The organism is Alteromonas lipotrueiana, assembly GCF_019249245.1.
Lineage (GTDB): Bacteria > Pseudomonadota > Gammaproteobacteria > Enterobacterales > Alteromonadaceae > Alteromonas > Alteromonas lipotrueiana.
On the sequence record NZ_JAESDK010000003.1, the window covers coordinates 60,562 to 86,045 of the forward strand.

25 protein-coding genes and 2 tRNA genes are annotated in these 25,484 nt (G+C 46.8%); 8 read left to right on the forward strand and 19 right to left on the reverse strand.

The features are described 5' to 3' along the window. Nucleotides 1–18 precede the first annotated feature (18 nt). From nusA to JK130_RS03265, 7 genes are all read right to left on the reverse strand, one after another. Entirely contained in the window at nucleotides 19–1,512 is a 1,494-nt protein-coding gene (gene nusA / locus JK130_RS03235) for a transcription termination factor NusA (RefSeq protein WP_218352780.1), read from the reverse strand. A 46-nt stretch (nucleotides 1,513–1,558) separates the two neighbouring features. After that, a complete protein-coding gene (gene rimP / locus JK130_RS03240) occupies nucleotides 1,559–2,017 on the reverse strand; it encodes a ribosome maturation factor RimP (protein ID WP_218352781.1) in 459 nt (152 codons plus the stop codon). A gap of 287 nt (nucleotides 2,018–2,304) precedes the next feature. Then, nucleotides 2,305–3,297, reverse strand: a complete 993-nt coding sequence (locus JK130_RS03245) for a response regulator (RefSeq protein WP_218352782.1) — start codon at nucleotides 3,295–3,297, stop codon at nucleotides 2,305–2,307. Nucleotides 3,298–3,300: 3 nt separating this feature from the next. Continuing rightward, a complete protein-coding gene (locus tag JK130_RS03250; protein ID WP_218352783.1) occupies nucleotides 3,301–6,642 on the reverse strand; it encodes an MHYT domain-containing protein in 3,342 nt (1,113 codons plus the stop codon). A gap of 249 nt (nucleotides 6,643–6,891) precedes the next feature. Beyond that, nucleotides 6,892–6,968, reverse strand: a tRNA-Met gene (locus JK130_RS03255). Nucleotides 6,969–7,034: 66 nt separating this feature from the next. Further along, nucleotides 7,035–7,111 (reverse strand) — tRNA-Met (locus JK130_RS03260). Between the two features lie 183 nt (nucleotides 7,112–7,294). Continuing rightward, entirely contained in the window at nucleotides 7,295–7,597 is a 303-nt protein-coding gene (locus tag JK130_RS03265; RefSeq protein WP_218352784.1) for a 4a-hydroxytetrahydrobiopterin dehydratase, read from the reverse strand. 310 nt (nucleotides 7,598–7,907) lie between these two features. Between JK130_RS03265 and JK130_RS03270 the strand changes: the two genes are divergently transcribed. From JK130_RS03270 to JK130_RS03290, 5 genes are all read left to right on the forward strand, one after another. Next, a complete protein-coding gene (locus JK130_RS03270; RefSeq protein WP_218352785.1) occupies nucleotides 7,908–8,894 on the forward strand; it encodes a mechanosensitive ion channel family protein in 987 nt (328 codons plus the stop codon). A 24-nt stretch (nucleotides 8,895–8,918) separates the two neighbouring features. Next, complete coding sequence (locus JK130_RS03275; RefSeq protein WP_218352786.1) at nucleotides 8,919–9,086, forward strand: entericidin A/B family lipoprotein; 168 nt, start codon at nucleotides 8,919–8,921, stop codon at nucleotides 9,084–9,086. A gap of 230 nt (nucleotides 9,087–9,316) precedes the next feature. Then, entirely contained in the window at nucleotides 9,317–10,246 is a 930-nt protein-coding gene (locus tag JK130_RS03280) for a LysR family transcriptional regulator (protein ID WP_218352787.1), read from the forward strand. Nucleotides 10,247–10,400: 154 nt separating this feature from the next. After that, the gene (locus tag JK130_RS03285; RefSeq protein WP_218352788.1) at nucleotides 10,401–10,790 is read left to right on the forward strand and encodes a DUF3718 domain-containing protein; all 390 of its coding nucleotides are present in this window, start codon (nucleotides 10,401–10,403) and stop codon (nucleotides 10,788–10,790) included. 401 nt (nucleotides 10,791–11,191) lie between these two features. Continuing rightward, nucleotides 11,192–11,587, forward strand: a complete 396-nt coding sequence (locus tag JK130_RS03290; RefSeq protein WP_218352789.1) for a DUF3718 domain-containing protein — start codon at nucleotides 11,192–11,194, stop codon at nucleotides 11,585–11,587. Between the two features lie 545 nt (nucleotides 11,588–12,132). Here the strand turns inward: JK130_RS03290 and JK130_RS03295 are convergent. Continuing rightward, nucleotides 12,133–13,926, reverse strand: a complete 1,794-nt coding sequence (locus tag JK130_RS03295) for an acyl-CoA dehydrogenase C-terminal domain-containing protein (RefSeq protein WP_218352790.1) — start codon at nucleotides 13,924–13,926, stop codon at nucleotides 12,133–12,135. 252 nt (nucleotides 13,927–14,178) lie between these two features. Between JK130_RS03295 and JK130_RS03300 the strand changes: the two genes are divergently transcribed. Then, nucleotides 14,179–14,946 (forward strand): SDR family NAD(P)-dependent oxidoreductase, encoded by a 768-nt coding sequence (locus JK130_RS03300; protein ID WP_218352791.1) that lies wholly within the window; start codon nucleotides 14,179–14,181, stop codon nucleotides 14,944–14,946. A gap of 87 nt (nucleotides 14,947–15,033) precedes the next feature. Here the strand turns inward: JK130_RS03300 and JK130_RS03305 are convergent, their stop codons facing one another. From JK130_RS03305 to moaB, 11 genes are all read right to left on the reverse strand, one after another. Next, nucleotides 15,034–16,008: an NADPH:quinone oxidoreductase family protein gene (locus JK130_RS03305; RefSeq protein ID WP_218352911.1), complete on the reverse strand. Its 975-nt coding sequence runs from the start codon at nucleotides 16,006–16,008 to the stop codon at nucleotides 15,034–15,036. A gap of 10 nt (nucleotides 16,009–16,018) precedes the next feature. Continuing rightward, the gene (locus tag JK130_RS03310; protein WP_218352792.1) at nucleotides 16,019–17,062 is read right to left on the reverse strand and encodes a phosphotransferase family protein; all 1,044 of its coding nucleotides are present in this window, start codon (nucleotides 17,060–17,062) and stop codon (nucleotides 16,019–16,021) included. Between the two features lie 25 nt (nucleotides 17,063–17,087). Continuing rightward, nucleotides 17,088–18,302 (reverse strand): acyl-CoA dehydrogenase family protein, encoded by a 1,215-nt coding sequence (locus JK130_RS03315; RefSeq protein ID WP_218352793.1) that lies wholly within the window; start codon nucleotides 18,300–18,302, stop codon nucleotides 17,088–17,090. Between the two features lie 14 nt (nucleotides 18,303–18,316). Next, nucleotides 18,317–18,985: a histidine phosphatase family protein gene (locus JK130_RS03320; RefSeq protein ID WP_218352794.1), complete on the reverse strand. Its 669-nt coding sequence runs from the start codon at nucleotides 18,983–18,985 to the stop codon at nucleotides 18,317–18,319. 217 nt (nucleotides 18,986–19,202) lie between these two features. Further along, nucleotides 19,203–20,234 carry an ATP-binding cassette domain-containing protein gene (locus tag JK130_RS03325; RefSeq protein ID WP_218352795.1) on the reverse strand — a complete coding sequence of 344 codons (1,032 nt, stop codon included), beginning with the start codon at nucleotides 20,232–20,234 and terminating at the stop codon, nucleotides 19,203–19,205. Then, nucleotides 20,219–20,905, reverse strand: coding sequence for a molybdate ABC transporter permease subunit (gene modB, locus JK130_RS03330; protein ID WP_425514580.1), 687 nt, complete (start codon nucleotides 20,903–20,905; stop codon nucleotides 20,219–20,221). The genes JK130_RS03325 and modB overlap by 16 nt, the downstream gene beginning before the upstream one ends. Then, on the reverse strand, nucleotides 20,896–21,681 hold the full coding sequence (modA, locus tag JK130_RS03335) for a molybdate ABC transporter substrate-binding protein (protein WP_218352797.1): 786 nt from the start codon (nucleotides 21,679–21,681) through the stop codon (nucleotides 20,896–20,898). The genes modB and modA overlap by 10 nt, the downstream gene beginning before the upstream one ends. A 19-nt stretch (nucleotides 21,682–21,700) precedes the next feature. Then, nucleotides 21,701–22,168: a molybdenum cofactor biosynthesis protein MoaE gene (locus tag JK130_RS03340; protein ID WP_218352798.1), complete on the reverse strand. Its 468-nt coding sequence runs from the start codon at nucleotides 22,166–22,168 to the stop codon at nucleotides 21,701–21,703. Nucleotide 22,169: 1 nt separating this feature from the next. Continuing rightward, complete coding sequence (locus JK130_RS03345; RefSeq protein ID WP_218352799.1) at nucleotides 22,170–22,415, reverse strand: MoaD/ThiS family protein; 246 nt, start codon at nucleotides 22,413–22,415, stop codon at nucleotides 22,170–22,172. Next, complete coding sequence (gene moaC, locus JK130_RS03350) at nucleotides 22,412–22,894, reverse strand: cyclic pyranopterin monophosphate synthase MoaC (RefSeq protein ID WP_218352800.1); 483 nt, start codon at nucleotides 22,892–22,894, stop codon at nucleotides 22,412–22,414. The genes JK130_RS03345 and moaC overlap by 4 nt, the downstream gene beginning before the upstream one ends. Then, nucleotides 22,894–23,403 carry a molybdenum cofactor biosynthesis protein B gene (moaB, locus tag JK130_RS03355; RefSeq protein ID WP_218352801.1) on the reverse strand — a complete coding sequence of 170 codons (510 nt, stop codon included), beginning with the start codon at nucleotides 23,401–23,403 and terminating at the stop codon, nucleotides 22,894–22,896. Before moaB ends, moaC begins: the two co-directional genes overlap by 1 nt. 103 nt (nucleotides 23,404–23,506) lie before the next feature. On the opposite strand from moaB, the gene moeB reads away from it, so the two are divergent. Together moeB and JK130_RS03365 are read left to right on the forward strand one after the other, a co-directional pair. Then, the gene (moeB, locus tag JK130_RS03360; RefSeq protein WP_218352802.1) at nucleotides 23,507–24,262 is read left to right on the forward strand and encodes a molybdopterin-synthase adenylyltransferase MoeB; all 756 of its coding nucleotides are present in this window, start codon (nucleotides 23,507–23,509) and stop codon (nucleotides 24,260–24,262) included. A gap of 64 nt (nucleotides 24,263–24,326) precedes the next feature. Further along, on the forward strand, nucleotides 24,327–25,457 hold the full coding sequence (locus tag JK130_RS03365) for a M14 family metallopeptidase (protein ID WP_218352803.1): 1,131 nt from the start codon (nucleotides 24,327–24,329) through the stop codon (nucleotides 25,455–25,457). Nucleotides 25,458–25,484: the final 27 nt, after the last annotated feature.

Sequence of the window (25,484 nt, forward strand, 5' to 3'; positions counted from 1 at the left end):
TTTATCCCCTTGTTGACCTTATTCTTCATTAAACCAAACGAGATTTCGGGCTGCCATGATAAGTTTACCGGCGCTCTCTTCGTCTAGTTCATCAATATCGCTAATATCGTCAGTGCCTTGCTCTGCCAACTCTTCTAAGTCGGTAATGCCGCGGCTGGCAAGGACATAAGCGACATGCTTGCTCATGCCTTCTATATTCAGTAAGGCTTCTGTAGGTTCAGCACTTTCCAGCGACTCTTCACTGGCCAGCGCCTTAGTGGTCAATACTGCACGGGCACGATTACGCAGCTCTTCAACCGTATCTTCATCTAGCCCATCAATAGCCAGAAGCTCGCTGACAGGCACATAAGCCACTTCTTCCAGCGTACTGAAACCCTCGTCTACCAAGACACCGGCAAACCCTTCATCAATGTCCAGATATTCAACAAATAGCTGCAACACTTTTGAATTTTCTTCTTCGTGTTTTGCATTGAGATCATCAATGGTCATCACGTTTAATTCCCAGCCTGTTAGCTGGCTGGCCAAACGGACATTCTGTCCGCTACGGCCAATGGCCTGAGCCAGATTGTCTGCTTCAACCGCAACATCCATGGTGTTGTTGTCTTCATCGACAACAATAGAAGCCACTTCAGCTGGCGCCATTGCATTGATAACAAACTGAGCCGGGTTTTCGTCCCAAAGCACAATATCAACCCGCTCGCCGCCCAACTCGCCTGAAACCGCCTGAACCCTGGAACCCCGCATACCTACACAGGCACCTACCGGGTCAAGACGTTTATCGTTGGTCTTCACCGCAATTTTTGCCCGCGAACCTGGATCACGTGCAGCTGACTTTATTTCCAGTGTTTCTTCAGCAATTTCAGGAACTTCTAAACGAAACAATTCAACCAGCATATCCGGGTGTGTACGACTGATGAACAGCTGTGCACCCCGGGCTTCAGGGCGGATAACGTAAAGTAATCCGCGTACGCGGTCGCCGGGTCTGAAAGTTTCGCGAGGTAACATGTCATCGCGATAGATAACGCCTTCAGCATTGTTACCCAAATCAACAATGATATTGTCGCGGTTAACCTTTTTAATGGTACCGGTAACCAGTTCGCCTACTTTATCTTCGTACTCAGCAATCATCTGGGCACGTTCAGCTTCACGAACCTTTTGCACAATAACCTGTTTAGCCGTTTGCGTGGTTATTCGGTCAAATTTTATAGATTCAATTTGTTCTTCAACATAATCGCCCAACTGCAATTCAGGTTCATCTACCTGCGCAGCCGATAATGTAATTTCAGCGTACGGATTAGTTTGTTCCTGATCATCTTCAATGATTAACCAGCGACGAAACGTATCGAAGTCGCCGGTGCGTTGATCAATACTTACGCGTACTTCAATGTCACCTACATTTTTCTTTTTTGTTGCGCTGGCAATTGCAAACTCCAACGCTTCAAAAATCTTTTCTCGCGGCACTTGTTTTTCATTTGAAACGGCTTCTGCCACTAACAAAATTTCTTTATTCATGTTCGCCTCACTAATGCTTCCTGATATGAAAGCGCGTGCTGTTCCATTAGTCGAATGTGGGAACAACGTTAGCTTTTTCGATATTCGCCACAGCTAACTGAAACTGCTGGCCATCCACTTCAATACTTACCATGCCGTTATCGCAGGAAAGTAATGGTCCTTTAAAGTTGCGTCTGTTATCCATGGGCATTGTCAGACGAATCTGTACTATTTCACCTACTGCCTGTTCAAAGTGTTTTTCTTTAAACAAAGGGCGATCCATACCCGCAGAAGAAACTTCCAGATTGTATTCGTTGCTGATGGGGTCTTCTACATCCAGAATTGCGCTAACCTGATAACTGACATCCGCACAATCGTCTACGGAGATGCCATTCTCATGCTCGATAAAAACTCTCAAAATCGAGTGTTTACCGGCTCGAACATACTCGACACCCACAAGTTCGAAACCTAAAGCCTCAACCGCAGGCTCCAACATTTCGGTCAGCTTATCTTCAAGCTTTGCCAATCCTAACCTCCAAAAACAAAAAAAGGGCCTAAAGCCCAACTGATATTTAACACCCTGTTTGAGCAGCTATGGCTCAATGTCGATACAACAAAAAGCCCCGGACCAGCGGGGCTTTTTGGAAAAAACTGAACCCAAACTACCAAACCGGCAGTTGCACACATTTTTTAATACGATACTTATCGTTAATTAAAAAATGGCTGAAACCAAATAATACCCGAAGGTATCTTTACTTCAGCTGGTTATGTGGCCATAGTATACTGACTCTGACCGCACTTGGCAACCTCAGGTTACTCCTCTTCCCAACGTGCTTTTATTGTCAGTATTTCATCCAAATTTTGTTCCAGCAGTTCTATTAGCCGGGGCTCAAAGTGTCGGCCTTTTTGCGCGTTCATCTCGGCCAGGGTCTCCTCTATGCTCCAGGCTTCCTTATAAGGGCGTTTGCTGGTGAGAGCATCAAAAACATCGGCAACCGCTACAATTCGGCCTTCAACAGGTATTTGTTCGCCTTTCAAGCCATACGGATAACCACTTCCATCCCATTTTTCATGATGCGTTAATGCCACTGATTTAGCAATTTGTAACAGTTTGGAGTCCGCATCGCCCAGAATTTCTGCGCCAATAAGCGGATGTGTTTTCATAATATCGAATTCTTCGTTTGTCAGCCTGGCTGGTTTTTGCATAATGGCATCGGGAATTCCTATTTTTCCAATGTCATGCATAGGTGCGGCGTGTAGTAAAATATCGGCTTGCGCGGGGGTGAAACCGTAGGCCAGTGCTAACACCTTAGAAAAGTGGCTCATGCGTAAAACATGCATGCCGGTTTCGTTATCTTTGTATTCAGCGGCCCTGCCTAACCGTTGAATAATCTGCATACGGGTGCGGCGTAATTCGTCCGCTTGAACCAACGACAGATGGGTTTTAACTCGCGCCAGCACCACTGAGGGCGATATGGGCTTGGTGACGTAGTCTACTCCCCCCACTTCAAAGCCCCGTGTTTCATCGTGTTCATCACTTAATGCGGTAACAAATATCACAGGTATTGCACTTGTTTTACGCTGTTCTTTTAAAGTTTGACACACCTCGAAGCCGGTCATGCCCGGCATCATCACATCCAGTAAAATGAGTTCAGGCAGCTGAGTGGTGGCTAACCGTAGTGCTTCTTCGCCATTTTTGGCAAAGATTAAGTGATAATAAGGGGCTAGAAGCTGTTTTAGTACGCGTAAATTAACGGGTTCATCATCTACCAGCAATAACGTAGCGGTTCGTTCCGTGTTTAGCATCGGTTATACCTCTTCTGCAACGCTTTGCAGTTGGGCCAACAATAATTGTAGCTTATCGGCCGCGTTTTCAAACTCAAAGTCGTCAATATCGGTGATGATATCTTGTAGTTCATGATTGTAATGGCCCGCTGGCATCGCCTGTACCGCTTCTAAATGTGCTTCGTTCACCTGGTTTTGAACCACACTGGTATGCAATGCCTGAACCGCTCGTCGTAATGGATCTGCATCAAAATTACCGTTTTCTTTTTTAACATCGGCGACGTTGTTAAGTGCCGACTCTGCGCGTAGATGCTTAACCTGAAATGTGAGCATCTCAATAAGATCCTGCGCTTTACTTGTTTGAGTCGCGCTTTGCTCAAGCTGTCTGAAGCTGGTCATCAACAAGTTAAGCCCTAAATTTCCGGTCACGCCTTTTAGCGAATGACTCACCGATTTAATGGTTTGAATATCGCCCGTGGCCACCGCGTTTTGCAACGTGGCAAACGAGGTATCAAACCCACTCAAAAAACGATTAATCTCAACAATATGGGTGGCTTTGTCGCCCCACAAAAGCTCACCTTTTGCCCAGTCGACCATATGAACCTGATCAGCGTCTACCAGCTCAGTAGTCGTCGGCTCGGGGATAGCATCAATAAGACCTAAAACACGGGCCATTTCGCGGTTAAGCTGTTCGTAATCAACGGGCTTGTTGGCAAAGCCTTCCATACCCGCTTCCATTGCAGCGGTTTTGTCCTGCACCAAGACACTTGCGGTTAACGCAATAATCGGTAACGTTGGCAACTTTGTTTGTTGTTCGAACGCTCTACGCTGGCGCGCCGCGCTCAGACCATCAAGCACCGGCATTTGCAAGTCCATCAACACCAGATCAAATTTATGGCAGGCCATTAAATCTACCGCTTCCTGACCATTTCTGGCTACCTCTGTGCTATGTCCGTGACGCTTAAGCATCAGACAAATCAGGTCAATATTTTGTTTAATATCATCAACCACCAGAATGTGCTGAGGCGGCACTTCCAGTTCGCTGTCGCTAATACATCGCTCGTTAGCTTTTGCTATCGCCAGAGGTAATTCAAAATAAAATTCGCTGCCCTGTTCAGGTTCGCTTTTAGCCGAAATTTTCCCGCCCATCAACTCTACCAATTGTTTGCTGATGGTCGTTCCCAAACCCGTGCCGCCAAATTTTCGACTCATGGTGGCATCGGCCTGCGCAAAAGCATCAAATACGCGCGATAACTGGTCCTTACTCATCCCAATTCCGGTATCGCGGATCGTAAAGCCGACCCAACCAGGTGCTGCTGGCCCTACTTTTAACGTAATGCTGCCCTGACTGGTAAATTTAACCGCATTGTTAATAAGGTTGCCAAGAACCTGGCGAATACGCTCAGGAGCCCCGTTATAGGCGGGCTTCAAACCGTCTTCCATAACAATTTCAAGCTCTAACGACTTACGCTTTGCTTCAAGCCAGAAAGTACTGATCACGGTGTCAACTTCTTCGCTTAGAATAAAGTTACGCAATTCTAAGTCGAGTTTGCCTTTATCAAGTTTGGCGCTATCTAGTATGTCATTTAATAAATGCAGCAGCGATCGGGCCGAACGGTTAATGTTAACCACATGCTTGTGTTGCTCTTTGTTCAACTTCTCATGCAGCATAATGTCACTAAAGCCGATGATGGCATTCATTGGTGTGCGAATTTCATGGCTCATATTTGCCAAAAAGGCAGAGCGCGACGCGGCGGCCTGCTCAGCGCCTACCTTTGCTTCAACCAGTTCTTCTTCCATAATACGGCGTTCGGTAATATCAAAAATGAAACCATCTAGCCAACTTACACCTTCGTCTTCACTTTTAACCTCAACACCCTGCTCTCTAAACCACCGAATGCTGCCATCGCGATGAATAATTCGATACTCAAGTACAAATGAGCTTTGCGACTGGATGGCTTTTTTAATACGTGAAAGATCGTCCGGGTGATAGAGATCCATAAAGCTACGTCGGGGGTTGGGTAAAACAAAGTCGCTGGCTGGATACCCTGTCATACTTTTCACCGCATCGGAGATAAAAAGCATCGGCCAGCCTGGTTCTTCTAAGCATCGATAGGCAAGGCCAGGAACATTATTAAAAAACGACCTGAACTTTGCTTCGTTGCTACGCAGCTTTCTTTCCATTTCGATGCGCTCACGAATATCGCTTATAAAGGCAACAAAGTAGTGCATACCAGCAACTTTTGTATGGCCAACACCCACCCTTACAGGAATAAAGTCTCGGGCTTTATTTAAAATTCTGACTTCTTTTGTTCCGCCAAGCAGTTCACTACCCATAGCGTGGAGGCTATTGGTCACCAACGCCTGATCGTATAAGTAACGGCGATACTCTGGAATAAGTTTTCGAACATTCTGGTCAATTAGTTCATCCCGGTGATAACCGGTAATATCGCAGACCGCATTGTTGGCATTGATGATATCGCCTTTACTATCAAAGGTAAGAATGCCATCAACAGCAGTATCCATCATAGCCAACAAGGTACGCTGACTGTGGTTGGCTTTTTTAGAGGCGTTTCGGTATTTAACCAAAAGAGTTACGCCCAATACAATTGTGATAAAAATGACAATGACTAAAGCGACGGCAGCGGCGAGAAATATCGAGATCTCCCCGTGTTCACTGGGTATTTCTGCATTGGAGGGAGCAACAAAACGGGCGGCGGTCATGCCGGTATAGTGCATCGCACAATTTGCCAGGCCCATAACCACACTGGCGGCACCCACAATACGATAACGCGTACCGGCGAAGCGCTTCAGGCGTGATAAACCAAATCGAATCCAAATAGCCAACATGGCTAAACCCATAGCCACTACAATTGATAAACCGAAAAACCACGGGCTATATTTGAGCAAAGCCGACATTTCCATGGCCGACATACCGGTATAGTGCATCGCACCAATTCCCGCACCGGTTAAGAATCCGCCGGTTAAAATTTGGCGCACAGCAATAGATTGGCCGGTGAGGATAGACAGCGCTACCCACCCGGCAATCCATCCTGGAATGTACGAAAGAAACGTAGTCCACAAGTCGTAGTTTACCGGCGTACCCAAATCAAAGGCCAGCATGCCTACGAAGTGCATGCCCCAGATACCGGTACCCAGGGCCATACTACCGACCGCCAGTAAAGTATGTCTTTGTAAAACACTGGAAACTAGAGCCGCCTGATTAGCAACAGTAAATGCCATAAACGATGCGAAAACAGCAATCGTTACTGACAGTAAAACAAGCGAAGAAGAATATGCGCCGGACAGCACAATTGCATTAGCAGGGATTTGAAAATACCCTAGCGCCCACTCGAAAAACTGCATGTTGTTCTGACATCCCTTTGTAATATAGGTGCTAGTGTAATAAAAAATTCAATAGCTGATTTCAGTTGTTCAAATACAACTTTTTTAATGTCGGTATTTTAGCAATTCAAAGGACTGGCGGGGGTATAATAGTTTTCGTTAATGTATTGGAACCAATACGAAAAAATAAAAAGCAGGCCAATAGATATAAATTTTGAAGTATTAAAGCGATAAACAAAAAAGGCCACTCGATAAGAGTGGCCTCAAATGTGGTTGCGGGAGCTGGATTCGAACCAACGACCTTCGGGTTATGAGCCCGACGAGCTACCAGACTGCTCCATCCCGCGCCAGAAATATTGTTACAACATTAACTGTTGTGAGTACTAAACGTACTTTATAGCAACTGTTCGGTTTGGTTGCGGGAGCTGGATTTGAACCAACGACCTTCGGGTTATGAGCCCGACGAGCTACCAGACTGCTCCATCCCGCGTCCGAACTAACCTTGAGTGACTCAGCGTTTAATGACTGGCTTCGCTCAAGTGGTGCGTATTATACATAGCCGCGAAGACTTGGCAAGGGCCCTATTCGTTTATTTATTCAGAACGTGTTTGTTCGATGAATAATTAATCGAAGTGAGTGTTATTCACCCGTTATTGCTAACTCGATGCTTTTATTATCTGAACTTTTCCATTTTTTCAGCTAACTTAAAATCTAATTCGCTTAAACCGTTTACATCGTGTGTAGTCAGACGAACGTCCACCTTATTATAGACATTAAACCATTCAGGATGGTGGCGAAGTTTTTCAGCCCATATTGCCATTTGTGACATCCAGCCAAAGGCTCGAATAAAGCTTTTAAATTTAAACGTCTTTTTAATACAGTCACCTTCACGCTCCCAAAGAACATCATCAGAACACAATTTATTCAGTTCATCTAAAGCGCGGTTAATTTGCTCGTCTTTCATTTTTGTGGTCATGATGTTTTTCCGTTATTGATGTGAAGATTGATGCCTATATGAATGTTTAGCAAATTAGTAGGGGTGAATCGACCTTACGGTTCTCAAACACAGCATTTCATGCCCTTTCATTTGCCAAAAAAACTTTACAAGCTTTGTACAGTAATGCGTTTTCTTACCACAAACTATTGCCCATTAACCATCCTGTTTTTACAAGATTGTATTAATGTAAATCTATTTTATGACTTTATGCCTATAAACACATACTTATATAGAAATCGCTATTTATACAAAGGCTGCATCGGCGCTGGTAGTAAAGATAAGGAGCTGCATGGATTTTCCTCAGGTAAACGAAGTTTACTCGTTGATAAACGACAAGTTAGAAATTTGGCTTGAAGAGGGCATCAAGCTTTTACCCAATCTCGTGGTGGCTATTTTTATTGCGATATTGTTTGGCATAGTATCCAAGATTGCCGGCAAACTTATACAGAGGTTACTTCGCAGTGCCTTTGAGTCAAGACAAATCGCCGACCTTATTACCGCGATATTCAAGGTCATTATTCTTGTTGCCGGTATGTTTATTGCGCTTGACTTTGTAGGGCTACAAGGAACGGTCACATCGCTTTTAGCCGGTGCGGGTATTGTCGGACTTGCCATTGGTTTTGCGTTTCAGGACATTACAGAAAACTTTATTGCCGGTATTGCTATGGGCATTCGCAAGCCGTTTCAAATTGGCGATGTTATTGAGGCTGAAGGAGTGTTTGGCAATGTTGAAGCCATTAACTTAAGAAACACTCTGGTAACCACCTTCCACGGTCAACGCGAAATCATTCCCAACAAAATATTATTTCGAAACGTAATGACGAATTATTCGGCATTGGGGGTTCGCCGGATAGAGATTCCGGTAGGCATTTCGTATGCCGATGATCCTGCTCGCACACGCGACATATTAAAAGAAGCCTTAAATAAAAAAGATTACGTAATCAATAAGGAAGAAACCACCGTATACGCTAAGGGCTTTGGAGACTCAAGTATAGATTTGTTGGTTTGGTTCTGGATTAAGTATCCCGGCGAAACCGGCTTTATGGAAGCGCGTCACGATGCGGTAGTGGCTATACATCGTGCCTTAAAAGATGCCGACATCCTTATTCCATTTCCTATTCGTACATTGGATTTTGATGCTAAAGGCGGCACTAAACTCGATACGATGCTGAGTTCCGGTCAGTCCGAAACTCACTCAGATAACGACGCTAATATAAGAAGTAGCGCCAATAGTAACTCGTCTGCCGAAGCAAGTAATGCCGATGCAGACCGTTAATATCACTATAGAAGGAAACATAAAATGACATCACTTTTAGATTCAAAACAGCTTAGAAACCGTTCTTTTGTTGTACTTGCTGCTTTTTTAGCATCAATGTTAGCCGGTTGTTCAACCATGGAAGGCGCAGGTGAAGACATCGAAGACGCAGGTGAAGAGGTTTCAGAAGCGGCTGAAGATGCCTCAAATTAATGTGCACTGATTAACGCAAAGCGGGCAGTCCTGAGCTGCTCGCTTTTTATCCCACCTACTTGACTTGCTCGTGTATTTGTCCGCTAGTTTCCCTTCCCCACTCTTTTAAAAAGCCATAGGTGCTAACAAAAGCAGAAATAATAACGTTAATTGCTATTAGTCTGTTGAATGATGTCAGGTTTTATTAATAAAATGTGATGATGGATGTTCATTGAAGCGAATAATCAGTCTTGGAAAAATCTCGTAATTCTTTACCTGTTAATTTAAATCGCATTGACCTTAATTTATTTGCGGTCTTTGATGCGATTTACACTGCAGGCAGTTTGACTAAAGCTGCAGATGTATTGTGCATTACACAGCCCGCGGTAAGTAATTCATTAGCACGCTTGCGCGACATGCTGAGCGACCCGCTGTTTGTCCGAACCGGTCATAGCATGACACCTACCCCCGTCGCTCAGAATATTATCGTTCCGGCGCGTGAAGCGCTTAAATTATTGCGAACCAGTGTTCAGGATAGCCACACTTTCAATCCTTTAACCTCTGAAAAAGCCTTCAATTTTGCCAGTAGAGATTTGCTAGAAGTCAGTATTATGCCGCGTCTTATGGCTCGTTTACAAAGTGCGGCTCCTGGAATAAGCCTCACAAACTATGAAGTAAACCGCCCTAATGTAGTTTCAGCCATGGCCAGCGGCAGTCTGGATTTTTTTGCGGACGCCTCGACATTTACTGATGCTCATCTTTGTAAGCAAAAAATTGCCGATGACAATTTTGTTGTACTTGCCAGAAAAAATCACCCGGCTCTAACCGAAGGTATCAACCTGGATATTTTTTTGAGGCTGGGGCACATTAATGTATCACAGCGAAAGTCTGGCCCCGGGCCTATTGATATCGCATTAGATAAACTAGGCAAACGCCGGCGTATTGTAATGCGTGGTCAGCATTTTCTGACTGTACCCAGCACGGTGGTAAAAACGGATTTAATTACCTGCATGCCTTATCACTTAGCTAAACACTACGACCTGGACATTTTTGAACTGCCTTTTACATTGCCTCCTATAGAGTACTTTTTATATTGGCATGTGAGCGCCGATCACGATCAGGCTCATAGATGGATGCGAGAACAGATTCTTAGTGTGGCCCAGGCTTTTCAACCTCATTAATAACGTCCGGTTGTGCCGGCGAAAAGTACCCGGCTTATCGTTTTTCATTCTTATGTATATTCCCTTGCACGCCAGCTATTTTAATCTTTGCTTTACTTACCTGTACGTCAGCTGTGTTCTGACATCTAAGCATTAAACGCCCGACGAGGATACTATGGGAATTTTGGTAAAAGGCTTGCTGGCTTCAGTTGCGATTTCATGCGCATTTTCAGTGCAGGCTGATATAGAAACTGATTTAACCAATATTTGTCATCTGGTTAATACCGATGATAGAAGTGGGTTTAGAAAGAAAATTCGTACCGTTGAAATCGATTACCGGCTAAAGCTTCAGGATTATTATGAAGGCATAACCTGCAATGGTCATAGCCTGGTGCGTACCGCGATATTAAAAAATTCGTTAGGGGTAGGCACATTACTGGTAAAAACCTTACCCAGAAACCACCTTAAGTCACCCGAACAAGACGGTGTTACTTTACAAGCCTGGGTAAACCAACGGGGCCTTCAGCGCAATAAAATAGCAAAAATTTTGCAGCATCGACTTTAATTCGATTCATTATAAGCATGCCTGGACAGTACAAGCAGCTGCATTTCTGTAATTGTTAACTGGCAACAGACCCTGCCTGTACGCGCAAAGCTAGCTTTATACAACTCAAACACCTTCTACGCCCTCTGACTACTAAGAGGGCGTAGTTCGTTTTATTAGGTAACTTTTGAGCGCCAGGACTTCCTATAATGCTATTTAAAATAGATGACACTTACGTATACAATTTTAACTTTAAATAACAATAACTTAATCAATGTTCATCCGAAATTTAGCCGTTTTGGTTATTGTTTGAAATACCTTTGTATCGGCACTGATGTTTTTCTGAACGATAAAATAGACTTTAATGTTTACCAAGCAAACACACTGTCTTCTAAATTGAACTTCACACAAAGGATGTAACCATGTTGAAAATTGTTAAAACATCTCTGTCTATCGCCGCAGCGTCATTGATTTTCTGCGGAACGGCAAACGCCAGCATTGAAAATGCACTGGCTAATATCTGTACTATTGTTGAGGCCGATGATAAAGGCGAATTACGTAAAAAAATGCGTGCGGTACAATCAGACTTTCGTCTAAAACTACACGATTACTATTCGGGTATCACCTGTAATGGCCAAAGCCTTATTCGCACCGCAATTCAAAGCAATTCTGTTGAAGTTGGTACTCTGTTGGTGAAAAAAATGCCTTCACGTGAGCTGCAAAACCCCGAATCAGATGGCAAAACATTACAAGCCTGGATTGCTGAGAATGGTTTTCAAACCAACGCTATTGCAAGCGAGGTTCAACAACGTATCTAGGCATTAGTCTGCTACGTTGAACCATGTAAAACTTTCAACATGGTAGTGGGTTCGCCCACACTCTGCGGCCTCTTATTGAGGCCGCACCTCGTTTTAGCTTAGTCTGAGTAGCGCACTTCACATGCCTTGGTGGTGAATAATTACCGCTTATGTACCACTACTTCTTGCTACGAACTATCGTTAATCTATTTACTGAAACGCTTTTTGTTATCTTTGTCGGACCTGTTAAACCCGGCTTGGTTTATCGTTTCGGCTCATCCTGATTAAGCATGCCACAATAAATCACTTCGAAAAACTTACACTGGATACTCTACAAATCACCCGTTTGTTAATTTACCCTGTGAATAACACGCTTTTTGACCCAGTGAAGAAAATTTTCTGCATATTATCCTTCGTTAAAATTCATTCTGTTTAGCTTTGCTTCATTGAACAACATTTAAATGTCGTGCAAAACACCGTATTAAACACAATAAAAAAGCGAAGCTTACAAAAGCTCCGCTTTATTGTTGATCGCCTGGCAAATCACAGGCGCGTTATTTTAATGCTCAGGCCTTAAACATATTTTCGCCAATACTCATTAAGCTGCCAGCCCCGGCACGAACACCGGCAGCATGCGACTGACTACGCGGTAACAAACGTTCGAAGAAGAATCGGGCTGTTTCAACTTTACCCTGGTAAAAATCAGACTCAGTCGAACCTTCCGATAGTTTAACTGATGCAGTTTTAGCCATTCTGAGCCAATAATACGCAAAAGTGACATAGCCTGAATACATTAAATAATCTACCGATGCGGCCCCTAGCTCGTCGGGGTTGGTCGCGACCTGGCTACCGACATGCTGAGTTAGCTGCTGCCACTGTTGCATATACTCTTGCAAGGTATCACACCATTGTTGTTGGTGCTCATCACCACTAAACGATTGACAATATTCAGCGATCTCACGAATAAACACACCCAACAGTTCGCCTTTTGACCCCAAAACCTTACGTCCCAATAAATCCAGTGCCTGAATACCGGTAGTCCCTTCGTATAACGTGCTAATTCGGGTATCGCGAGCCAGCTGTTCCATCCCCCACTCGCTAACATAGCCGTGACCACCAAATACCTGAATACCATAGCTGGTGGCTTCCTGGGCAGTTTCGGTTAAAAAGGCTTTAACAATAGGTGTTAATAAAGCCAACCGTGATTCAGCCAATTGCTGTTCTTCAGCTGATCCGCTATGTTGCGACACATCGACCTGCTGCATACAGTAATACGCCAGCGCCCGGCCGCCTTCGGCAAAGGCTTTCTGGGTCAATAGCATACGTCGTACATCCGGATGTACAATAATTTCGTCGGCGGGGGCAGAGCCGTCGCGCTGCGTGGGTGAACGAAACTGAACCCTATCTTTGGCATAACGCAAGGCGCCCTGAAGTGCCGCTTCACTGGCCGCCATGCCTTCAAGGCCAGTACCGATACGCGCCACGTTCATGAACGTAAACATACAATTCAGACCGCGGTTTTCAGCACCAATTAAAAAGCCTTTTGCATTATCAAAATTGATCACACATGTAGCGCTTCCGTTGATGCCCATTTTGTGCTCAATGCTGCCACAGCTGACCTGGTTGCGGTCGTCCACTTCGCCGTCTTCGGTCACATTGAATTTTGGTACAATAAACAATGAAATACCTTTAGTACCCACCGGAGCATCTGGTAATCGCGCTAGCACAATATGCACAATATTATCGGTAAAGTCGTGTTCGCCTGCCGAGATAAAGATCTTAGTCCCGGTTAATGAATATGAACCGTCTTCATTCGGCGCGGCTTTACATCGCAATAATCCTAAATCTGAACCGCAGTGCGCTTCGGTCAAGCACATTGTACCGGCCCACTGCCCTTCAATTAATTTAGGTAAAAAGCGCGCTTTCTGCTCATCGGTGCCATGACTTAAAATGGTTGAAATACAACCTTGCGACAAACCCGGGTACATAGCCCAGGCGTGGTTTGCACCCGAAAAATACTCGGCAATAGACGTAGCCAGAGAATACGGCAGACCCTGGCCGCCCCATTTTTCCGGATGAGACATACTGGGCCAGCCACCTTCAACATATTGCTGGTAGGCTTCTTTAAAACCTTCGGGAGTAGTCACGGCGCCTTCATTAAAAGTACAGCCCTGCTGATCACCCACCTGATTAATAGGTGCCAGTATATTATCTGCAAATTTGGCTGCTTCAGTATGAATGGCTTTTACTAAATCCTGAGAGGCATCAGTAAAACCTAACCGGTCGTAATGAGATTGAAAGTCGAAAAGTTCATAGGCAACAAATTGAGCGTCGCGTTGGGGGGATTGATAATTTTCCATCGATAGGCCTGCTTAAAAGTAACTGGTCTGACAAGACTTTGCTAATAGCCTGATACTAAGTAAGCAAACTCAATCAGCCAAGTTGATTGGGCTGATACCAAACTATCACTATATTGAATACAGCGATACAGGTCAGGTACATCGGTGCCAAACCGCCTACTGCCAGAAATACCCGGGCCTACACAACATTTGACAATTTACTTCTAGCGCGCAATAACAGTAATCAATCATTATTTCATCTGGAGTAAATTTATGGATCCGCTATTAAATTTTCAGGGGCAGGTTGCTCTTATCACTGGCGCCGCTGACGGCTTTGGCCGGTTACTGGCTGATGCACTGGCTTACCGTGGCTGCAAGTTGGTGTTAACTGATATTAACGAAGACAAACTCGCTCAGGCAGTAAAAGATTTACGTGAAGCAAGTGCCGATGTGGTCAGCATGGTGGGCGATATAGCCAAAGAAAGCACCAACGAGGCATTGGTTAAGCTGGCTTTGGAAAGCTATGGTCAACTAGATATTGCGGTTAACAACGCAGGAGTGGCTCATCAACCTGGCGCATTACATACTATGGATGAAGCCACTATCGACATGCAGCTGGGGGTTAACCTTAAAGGCGTGCTGTTTGGTATGAAGCATCAAATTCCGGCTATGGTGGCCAATGGTAAGGGTCATGTGCTTAATGTCAGCTCTATGGCAGGCTTAGGCGGTGCACCTAAAGCTGCACCGTATGCGGCGGCTAAACACGGGGTTATGGGGATCACCAAAACTGCGGCGGTAGAATATGGCCGTAAAAATGTACGGGTAAACGCCATTTGCCCTTTTTTCAGCCCCACTAATTTGCTGAATCTGGGCGGATTTACCTCTGAGGAAAGCCGTGCTCAGCTGGCTGCTGGCTGCCCTATGAAACGAATGGCTGATCCGCAGGAAGTGGTTAATACAATGGTGTTGATGCTGTCGCCGGGAAACAGTTTTATGAACGGACAGGCCATTGCCTTAGACGGTGGCATGAGTGCCTGGTAAGTAACCCGTTAAATGCCAGGTGTACAATACAAACAGGACCCAACGTCCTGTTTGTAGTTAAGAACAACCCCTTTTATTTACGTTTTATCAGGGCAGTAACACCAACTTACCCATTACAGCTCGGTCGTTTAGTTTCTGTAATGCCTGGCTAACGTTGCCCAGAGTATAGGTACTGTCGATAACCACCTTAACTTTATTCTGCTGATACCAGGTGAGTAGTTCTTGCATGTTTTGCATAAATACTTTGGGAGACTTTTGGGTAAAAACGCCCCAAAAGACGCCCACTAGCGAGTAGCCTTTTACAAGCGCCAAATTAACCGGCATTTTTGGTATCTTGCCACTGGCAAAGCCCACTACTAACAACCGCCCTTCCCAGGCCATACTGCGACTTAGCGTATCAAACGTGTCACCACCCACACATTCATACACAACATCGGCGCCCTTACCGTCGGTCAGGCGTTTAAGCTCTTCTTTTAAATCATTCTGACTGTAGTTTATACCGGCATCTGCACCGTTTTCTTTGGCCAGAGCCAGTTTAGCTTCACTCGAGCATACCGCAATAACCCGGGCCCCCATAGCCTTGCCTATCTGTACTGCAGCCAAGCCTGTTCCACCCGCTGCGCCAGTCACTACCAGCGTTTCGCCAGGTTGCAGGCCGGCGCGTTGCTTTAAGGCATGGTGGGCCGTGGCATGGGCGGTGATAAGTGCCGCCGCTTCAATCATGTCGATAAAGTCTGGTAGCGGCATAACCTGCTGAGCCGGCACCACCACCTGTTCGGCAAAGCCACCCAGTTGACACACCGCCGCCACTTTCTGACCTACCGATAAATGCTGAACCTTGTCGCCCACCGCGCTGATGATTCCGGCTACTTCACAACCCGGCGTAAACGGAAAATCAGGGGTTAGCTGATATTGCCCTTGCACCAGCAATGCATCAGGAAAATTTACGCCGCACGCATTAGCCTGAATACGCACCTCATGCGAATCCGGCTCAGGCAACGCTATCGCTTCGACCGTCAGGTCACTCACCGGCCCAAACTCATGACACTGTACTGCCTGCATAGTTAAAGAATCAGACATTCGGCTTCTCCTCATTTACAACATTCATTGCCATGGTCGCAAGTGGTGCCACCATTCGGTCCATTTCAGCGGCTTTGTCGCTTGACGCATTACCATCATGAGCGCGTTTCACCACCCCCTGAATAATCGCGGCAAGCCTGAAAAAACTAAACGCCAGGTAAAAAGGCCAGTTTTCAATGCCACCGATATTACGCCGTTTACAGTATGCCTTTACATATTCCTGCTCAGAAGGAATACCCAGGGCAGCGCGATCTAACCCGCCCAGCCCGGGCGCCTGAGGTAAGTTCGCCGGTAGCCGTAATTGCATACACTGATAAGCTAAATCGGCAAATGGGTGACCTAATGTTGACAGCTCCCAGTCAAGAATGGCTAATATCTCAGTCGATTGTTTGCTGCTAAAAATCATGTTGTCCAGACGAAAATCTCCATGCACAAGCGCAACCTGACCATCGTCTACAGGAATATTGCTGTTAAGATAGGTAATCAGCGCTTCCATAGGCTGCAAATCTTGTGTTTGTGAGGCCCGATACTGGGTGGTCCAGCGTTCAACCTGTCGCGCAAAATAATTACCTGGCTTGCCGTAGTTTTCTAGTCCAACACTGGCGGGGTCAATCTCGTGTAAGGCTGCCAGGGCCTTATTCATGGCATCGTACATCTGGCCGCGAACCGAGTTATCGGTGATTTTACTGAGCGCGGCTTCCCAATATATAGCGCCTTCGACATATTCCATAATGAAAAACAGACTGCCAATCACTGTGGTATCTTCACACAAATGAATCATTTCAGGAACGGGCACATCGGTGCTCGCCAAAGCCTGCATTACTCTATATTCACGGTCAACGGCATGGGCCGATTTTAACAGTGCGCCTGGGGGCTGACGGCGTAACACATAGCGACCGACAGGAGTCGTCAGTAAGAAGGTTGGGTTTGACTGGCCGCCACTAAATTTTTCATACGCGGTAACCTCGCCCAGTTCAGGCACCTGAGCCTGTAAATACCGGTTGAGCTCGTTCTTATCTAGCTGGTTCACTTTCATTGCGCGATTGTCTCCCTGCCTGTTTTTATCGGGCTTTCTTTTCTATAAGACTTCTGCCAAGTTGCATCATATGCACCTGATCTGGGCCGTCTGCCAGCCGCACCGTTCGGGCGTACGCATACATAGCTGCTAGTGGCGCATCCTGGCTTGTCCCCATGGCTCCAAACATCTGAATGGCTTCATCTATCACCCGGCACGCCATTTTTGGGGCCACAATCTTTATCGCAGCAATCAGATCTTTGGCCACTTTGTTGCCGTGGCGATCCATTTGATCAGCCGCTTTCATGGTCAGCAAACGTGCCTGCTCGATATCGCAGTGCATCTGCGCAATAGACTCGCGCACCGATTGCTGTTTGGCCAGCGGCTTGCCAAAAGCAACACGCTGGTTTACCCGCTCGCAGGCCATATCCAGTGCACGCTGTGCACAGCCAATCAACCGCATGCAGTGATGAATACGCCCGGGCCCCAAACGCCCTTGTGCAACTTCAAACCCGCGTCCCTCGCCTAAAATAATATTTTCGACAGGCACTTTAACATTGTCGAATATAATTTCGGCGTGCCCCACCGGCTCATCTAGCATATTCATCGCTGACATCGGGCGTACAATAGTCACGCCGGGAGTCTCGATAGGGACCAAAATCTGCGACTGTTGTTGGTGGCGGGCGGCATCAGGGTCGGTTTTGCCCATCACAATCAGTATTTTGCAATTTTCGTTCATGGCCCCACTGATATACCACTTTCGACCATTGATAACATAATTATCACCGTCGCGGCGAATAGAGGTTTCAATGTTAGTGGCATCACACGAGGCCACATCAGGTTCAGTCATGGCAAAGGCAGAACGTATCTGGCCTTCTAGCAACGGCTTTAACCAGGCTTCCTGTTGCTCTGAACTGCCGTATTTTGCCAAAACCTCCATATTACCGGTATCAGGTGCGCTGCAATTGAAAATTTCTGAACTAAACAGAACCCGCCCCATAATTTCACACAAGGGCGCATATTCTAAATTGGTCAGACCTGCCCCATACGGTTTGTACTCCTCGGGCATAAACAAATTCCACAAGCCCTCTGCCCGGGCTTTTTGCTTAAGCTCCTCCATAACCTTTGGGGTACGCCATTGATTATGCGCATCGCTAAATAGCGTGCCGTATTCCTGCTCGATGGGATAAACATGCTTGTCCATAAAGGCGGTTAACTGCTCGGCCAGGCGGGTAGTTTTTTCATTATATTCGAAGTGCATTCTGTCTCCTTCACTTACGCATAAGTGATGTGTTGAGCCCGTTCTTGTGAGCTTAGATGGGGAACCGTATTAAAGCTATGTAAGGCCCAGCTTTGGGGTTTGACAATAAGCCGGGTAATACTGGTATTCTGAACTTGCAGATTCAGCTTGATGATATCCTGAGCGCAAAGCCCCAGTGTCAGACCTACTGCGCTGGCAATAACACCACCACTGGTGGCGATAACCACGCGTTCATGCTGGTGGCTCATAATATAATTGAGCCCTTCGCGCACCCGCCCTAAAAAATCAGTCCAGGTTTCAGCGTGTTCGTTTACATCAAGTTGTCCGCTGGACCACGCATGCATGCTTTTTCGCAGCGTTTTAAACCAAACCCGGCGATCAGGCTCTGGGTTATTTTGTTCAGGGTTCTGCTTCAAAAACGCATTTACGATCTGTACAAAATCAAACTCGTTAAAATGCGGCAAAGACTCTGTTACTGGTTGCTTCAAAGCATCAGTAATGGCATGCAGCGTATGCTGCTGGCGCATAAGGGTACCGCTGTAAAAACTATCAAACTGCAGTTGACTCTGGGCCAGCCACTCGCCCAGCCACAAAGCCTGCTGGCGGCCCAGTTCGCTAAGAACATCATAGTTTTTCTGACCAAACGAAGCCTGACCATGGCGTACCAGATAAATCTCTGTCATAACTGCTGAGTATCGTGTTTTTTACAATACTAGGTGAAGCCGCTCAATAAGTTTAATTGATATTCTGAATAAGGGTTTATTCACTCATGTTATCTGACAAACTGTGCTTGAATAGCTTACTTCGGTACGCACTACGCTTATGCAGCCGGTTTGCTATGGCTTTTCGATGCTAATTAAAAATTCGGCGGCAGGCCATCCGGTTATAAGGGGGTAAGGTTCAGGAGGTATGAAATGAATGGGTGGCAAAGCGAGCGGCTACTGCCTCACCCGGATGTAATTGCAGCTGGTTAAATGCGATAACATTCAGCCGAGCGTATAACAGGGTTTCTCCACACGTCAGCGTTACCTGATAATGCCCACCGTCTTCAGGTGTCACAGCCTGAACCGTGCATATAAAACTATTCGTTGCACTGGTGGTCGCACTAAGCTCACGGTCAATAGTGACAGCTTCGGCACGAATTGACAAAGTGACTGCATTATTGTGAACAAAGAGATGTTCGGCGTATAACGTTTGTCCCTCGCAACAAAACTCAACCAAACCATGGTTGTGAACGGTAACAACATCGCCGTGCAATAAGCCAAAGCGCGACGCTGTTATTGCTGTTTTACCCTGATAAATCTGATCAAGTACCTTGCCGGTTGGCCCGTGGTAGATTATGCGTCCCTCTTCAACATACAAAAGCGAAGGGCAATACACTGACAAATCGGTTAAATCGTGACTTACCAGCAACATAGGTAGCCCGGCGGCCGATAAACGTCGTAGGTAGCTTAAAATGTCATGTCGACTGTGTGAGTCCAAAGCGCTCACTGGCTCATCAAGCAGTAAAATATCCGGCGCGTTTAAAATGGCTCGCGCCAGTGCCACACGCTGCGCCTCGCCTCCCGATAAACTGGCTGGCATCCGGCTGAGCAAATGGTGACACCGACAGCCTGACACCACCTCATCAAAATTATGGGATTGTTTGCGGGCAAAGTCAGCCGCCAATAGCAGGTTTTGCCCTACCGATAAATGCGGAAACACCAACGAATCCTGAAATACCAGTCCGACTCTTGCCGTGGCCCAGTCAAAAGATTGCCATTTACCACTCACTCTGGCTTGCGACTCAAGCCCGGCCAAACATCGTAGCAACGTGCTTTTGCCGGCACCTGAAGGCCCGGTAAGCCCGATAAAAGTATTCGAACTTTGGTGTTTAATCTGAATATCCAGAGAAAATTCGCCAACAGGGTGAAATTTTACCGAAAGTTCCACTGCCGGCCCCCACCCCGGTTAAACCGGTACAAAATGCTAAGCAATACAAAGGAAAACACCAACAGACCCAGGGCCAGTGTATGCGCCCTGCTGTAATCACCCGATTCAACATGGTCGTACAGCGCAATAGAGACCACCTGAGTCTGTTCTGGAATATTGCCTCCAATCATCAGTACTACCCCAAACTCGCCGATGGTGTGGGCAAAGCTCAGCCCAAAAGCCACAATAAAATACGACTGACATAACGGCATAACAATTTGTCTGAAGCAGGCGTAACGACTCATCCCCAAGGTATGAGCAACATCCAGATAGCGTTTATCCAGCCCGGTAAATCCGGTATAGAGTGGCTGTACAGCAAAGGGCAACGAATAAATCAGCGAGCCTAATACCAGGCCGCTAAAAGAAAACGCCAGTTGGGTACCGGTCAGGCCCTTCCACACTTGTCCCAAAATGGCATCGGGGGCAAAGGCAATCAGCAAATAAAACCCTAGTACGGTGGGCGGCAGTATCAGGGGTAGCGCTATTACTGCTAGCACCCAGTGTTTGAACCGGTGCTGCCAGCGCGCCAGCCCCCAGGCCAGAGGCGTGGCAATACACAACAACAGTACGCTGGTGATGCCCGCCAGCTTCAACGTTAACCAAATTACCGACCAGTCACCGTTCATTGACATACCTTCAGGACACACTGATAGCCCCACTGATGCAGTTTGCGTTGTATCGGCGCCGATAGCATAAAGCGAACAAATTTGCGGGCGCTGGCCAGTTCTTTAGTATTAGCGGTGATCACCAGCTGTTGCACAATAGGATCGTGTAGATTAGGAGGAATTAAAAACTGCTGATACTGCCCCTGGGGCTGATGTGAAGCGGCCACTAACGCATGATTTACCGTATTAAGCCGAAAATACTGTGTGGCCTGTAATACGTTTTTGCCCAGCACCGGCGTTAGCGTACTGTTATTCCAAAGTTGTAGGGTCTGCAAGGTTTGTTTTGCCGCCAGGCCATAGGGCGCCAAACGGGGATTGGCTAACGCCAGTCTGCTGTTACTGTGCTGCAACTGCTGACTGAGTTGTGAAACAGATTGCGGCGCGGGATCTCGGGTTAGGTAAATCAGTCGTCCGTAAGCATACGTGCGCAACGAGTCGGGCCTTGCATGATGCTGTTCGATAAGCTGTTGTGGACGCCTGGTATCAGCAGATAAAAACACATCAAAGGGTGCGCCATGGGTAATTTGAACAAACAATGTACCGCTAGAGGCGACCGTAATTTGGGTAGGAATATGATATTGGTCGGTGAACTGCTGAGCAATCTGTTTGGCTGGCGTAGCAAAGTTCGCCGCTACCGCAATATGCAAAGGCTGAGTTTGCGCTACAGCAACGTGACACCACAGCATCAAGCCTGTCAGGCACCACCATCCTGATTTTTTACTGATAAGGCTCGCTAACCTCAATGTGCTGTTTCCTGCTTGATTAATTTTTTGACGGCGTAAGCCAGGTCATGGCCGCGTGTTCGTCACTGCTTTTTACCGCTACCCACCGGGCCTCACCATGTTGATATTCTTTTTTCCATAAAGGCACCGCCTGTTTTAGTGTATCCATGATAAAACAAGCGGCATCAAATGCGTGTTGGCGGTGGGACGCACCGCAGCCTACCCATACAATTTGTTCAAAGTTAGCCAGTTCTCCGACCCGGTGGACCGCGCCCACGCCAGCCAGGTCAAATCGCTGTGTGGCTTGTTCTAATAAGTTAAGTAAGGCCTTTTCAGTCATGCCCGGGTAATGTTCCAGACTCATTCCCTCAATAGGACCATGAGCGTTGAAGTCGCGCACCAGGCCGGTAAAGGTCACAATAGCGCCGGGGGTGGGTTGCGACTGAGCCAACAGTTCATCGTATAGCGATTGCTGGTCAAAGTCTTCGGTGCAAATATGCGCAAACATGCTAACCGCCCGTCACTGGAGGAAAAAACGCCACCTCGTCGTTATCGTTGAGCCTCTGCTGAGCGTTGCACATAGTTTTATTGACCGCGATAAGAACGTTACCAGTGAATGCGTTAGCCCATGCGGCATCTTGCAGGGCCAGTTGTTCCATCAGATTGTCCACCGTCATATCTGCTTGCCATTTGATAGTTAACTCGGCGCGCCCACTGATTTCTCGAATTTGTGCAAAAGTCTTAATCGTGATCATACTGTATCTCGCTTCCAGTGGCCGGTCTTACCGCCTTGCTTATCGGTTACACAGACCGCCTCAATTCGCATGCCCGGGTCAATGGCTTTACACATATCAAATAAAGTCAAAAGCGCAATATTGACTCCGGTCAACGCTTCCATCTCTACTCCGGTCTGCCCATTGAGCTTACACCAGCAAATCACTTTAATACGATTATCCTCGGCCAGAGTTTCAAATTGAATATCAACTTTTGACAACGCCAGCGGATGGCACAGCGGAATCAGATCGCTACAGCGCTTAGCCCCCTGAATTCCAGCGATACGCGCCACGGCGAATACATCGCCTTTGGCAATACGGGCATCGCTTATAGCTGTTATTACTTCGTCACTGACCACCAAAAATCCTTGAGCGGTCGCTTCGCGGGTACTAACCGGCTTGCCTGAAACATCGACCATATTGGCCTCGCCCTGCTGGTTTAAATGGCTAAACTGGCTCATTACATAGTTCCGGTTAGGTGACCAACAAAATTACACGGTCGAAATTGAGAGTCGAGCTGGCTACGAATAATTTTTTCCCAGCCGGTGCGACAGGCTCCCGTTGAGCCCGGCAAGCAAAAAATAACCGTGGCATTGGCAAAGCCGGCCACGGCCCGCGACTGAATAGTTGAGGTGCCGATTTCTTCATAACTTAGCTGGCGAAAAAGCTCTCCAAAGCCATCCACGTGTTTATCAAACAACACGCTTAAAGCTTCGGGCGTAGAATCACGACCGGTAAAGCCGGTACCACCGGTGCTGATAACCGCATGCACATCTTGCCGGGCAATCCAGTCAGAGACTACTGCCCGCTGCTGGTAAATATCGTCTTTTACAATAGCGCGGTCCCCCAGCAGGTGACCGGCCGATTTTAGCGCATCGACCAGGTACTGGCCTGATTTGTCATCTTCCAGGGTGCGGGTGTCAGAGACGGTTAATATGGCGATATTGAGCGATACGGCAGACTGCGACATAATTATCTAAACAAACAAAAGAAACGAATAATGTTATGTTATCGTACCAGTAACCAATGTGGCTATAAGATGGCCGGTAAATTTCTGAAATTCCTTCATTTATATGTCTGACAGTCTCAATAATATTCAGGTAATGCGCTACAATCGGCAAATTGTATTGCCTCAGATCGATCTGGACGGCCAGGAGCGTTTGTTAAACGCACGGGTGTTAGTGATGGGCGTGGGTGGTTTAGGCTGCCATGTGGCACAGTCTCTGGTGGCAAGCGGTGTTGGGCACATAACGCTGGTAGACGATGATACAGTGAGTGTGACCAACCTGCCTCGTCAGGTATTATTTAACGATGCCAGCGTAGGCCAGCTAAAAGTTGACGCTGCCGCTACCCAACTGCGACACCTTAACCCCGACTGCCAGGTAACTTGTTATGCGCGCCGTCCTGATACCCACCAACTTGATACGTTGGTGCAACAACATGACATTGTGCTGGACTGTACCGACCATAAATCAGCACGAGAGCAAATCAATCAAAGCTGTTGCACTTACACCACCACGCTGGTGAGTGGGGCTGCCATTCGCTTTGAAGGACAGTTATTTGTTAGCCAATTCGGGCCTAATATGCCTTGTTATCATTGCTTGGGTCTCTTGTTTACCGATCCGCAATCTAGCTGCACCGAATCTGGTATTTTTTCGCCAGTGGTCGCCACTATCGGCTTACAACAAGCACTGATTGCCATGCAGATTCTTGGGCAGTTTGGTCAGCCCCCTTTGGGTAAACTGATTTTATTTGATGCGCTTAGTCATCAATGGCAATCTTTTGCTGTGGCGAAATCGGCTCACTGCCCCGTTTGTGGCAGTATTTAAAATAACCATAGCAAGTTTGTGAGCCGTTTCAGCATACACAATAATACAATTTTAAGGTGATGATATGACCGTTACCGTGACCAAATCTCATATAGTTGTGGCTCAAAATGCCTCGGGTCGCAATATGAATGTGCCGGTGTACCGGCTAACTGCGGGGCGCCCGGGCCCCAAGGTGTATATTCAAAGCTCCATTCACGGTGCTGAAGTTCAGGGCAATGTGGTTATTTATCACTTATTGCAAAAGCTTAAGCACCTGGCGGTGTACGGCGAAGTTATTCTGGTACCTAACTGCAATCCTATTGGCACCAATATTAAGGCAGGCGAATACACCCTGGGCCGGTTCGATCCGGTGAATGGTACTAACTGGAATCGTGGTTATTTTTACGATGAAGCGCGGGTACTCGATTTTGCCAGCACGGTTAAGCCTGGCACCTCAGTTGAGCAGATTAAAACGCGTTTTCGTGCCTACTGGCGAGAAGCAATTGAACAAAAACTGGCGTCGCCCTTGGGCCTGGGTCTGGCTCAGCAGCTTAACCTGCAATTGCAGCGACTGGCGGTTGATGCCGATTACGTTCTGGATTTACATAATGGTCCGGTATCGGCCCGACATATTTACATTCCTGAAAATGCCCGCTCAGCGGCCTACTGTTTTAACATAGAACACTGTATTTTCATTCCCAATGTGTTCGCTGGAGCCCTGGATGAAGCCACGTTTTGTCCGTGGTGGACCTTGCAATCAGCGCTGGAAGAAAGCTTTGAGCACCCTCCCAGTTTTGGTATTGAGGCTATGACACTGGAGATGGGGTCTCAAGAGGTGGTGAAATTTGATGAGGGCGAGCAAGATGCAATCAGCATTTTAACCTACCTTAACCAGCGTGGGGTACTTAATGAAAATCACTTCCAACCCAAACCCATGCGTCGGGTCGGCGTGGAATTAACAAATTATAAAACTCTGTATACCGACTTTGGGGGTATGGTGGAGTATTGCGCTCAACCCGGTAGCGCCGTCAACAAAGGTGAGCCGCTGGCCCGCGTGCTGAACATTGATGAGCTAGACAACGATGCCGCCACCTTTACGGTTACGGCTCCGTGTGATGTTATCCCCATTTTGCATTTTCCATCGGCCTCGGTGCTAAGCGGAACTCAGCTGTATAAAGTGTTTACGCAGTACTATACGTTGACCGAAAACCAATAGGCGAACCCACACCGGATACGCCTATTA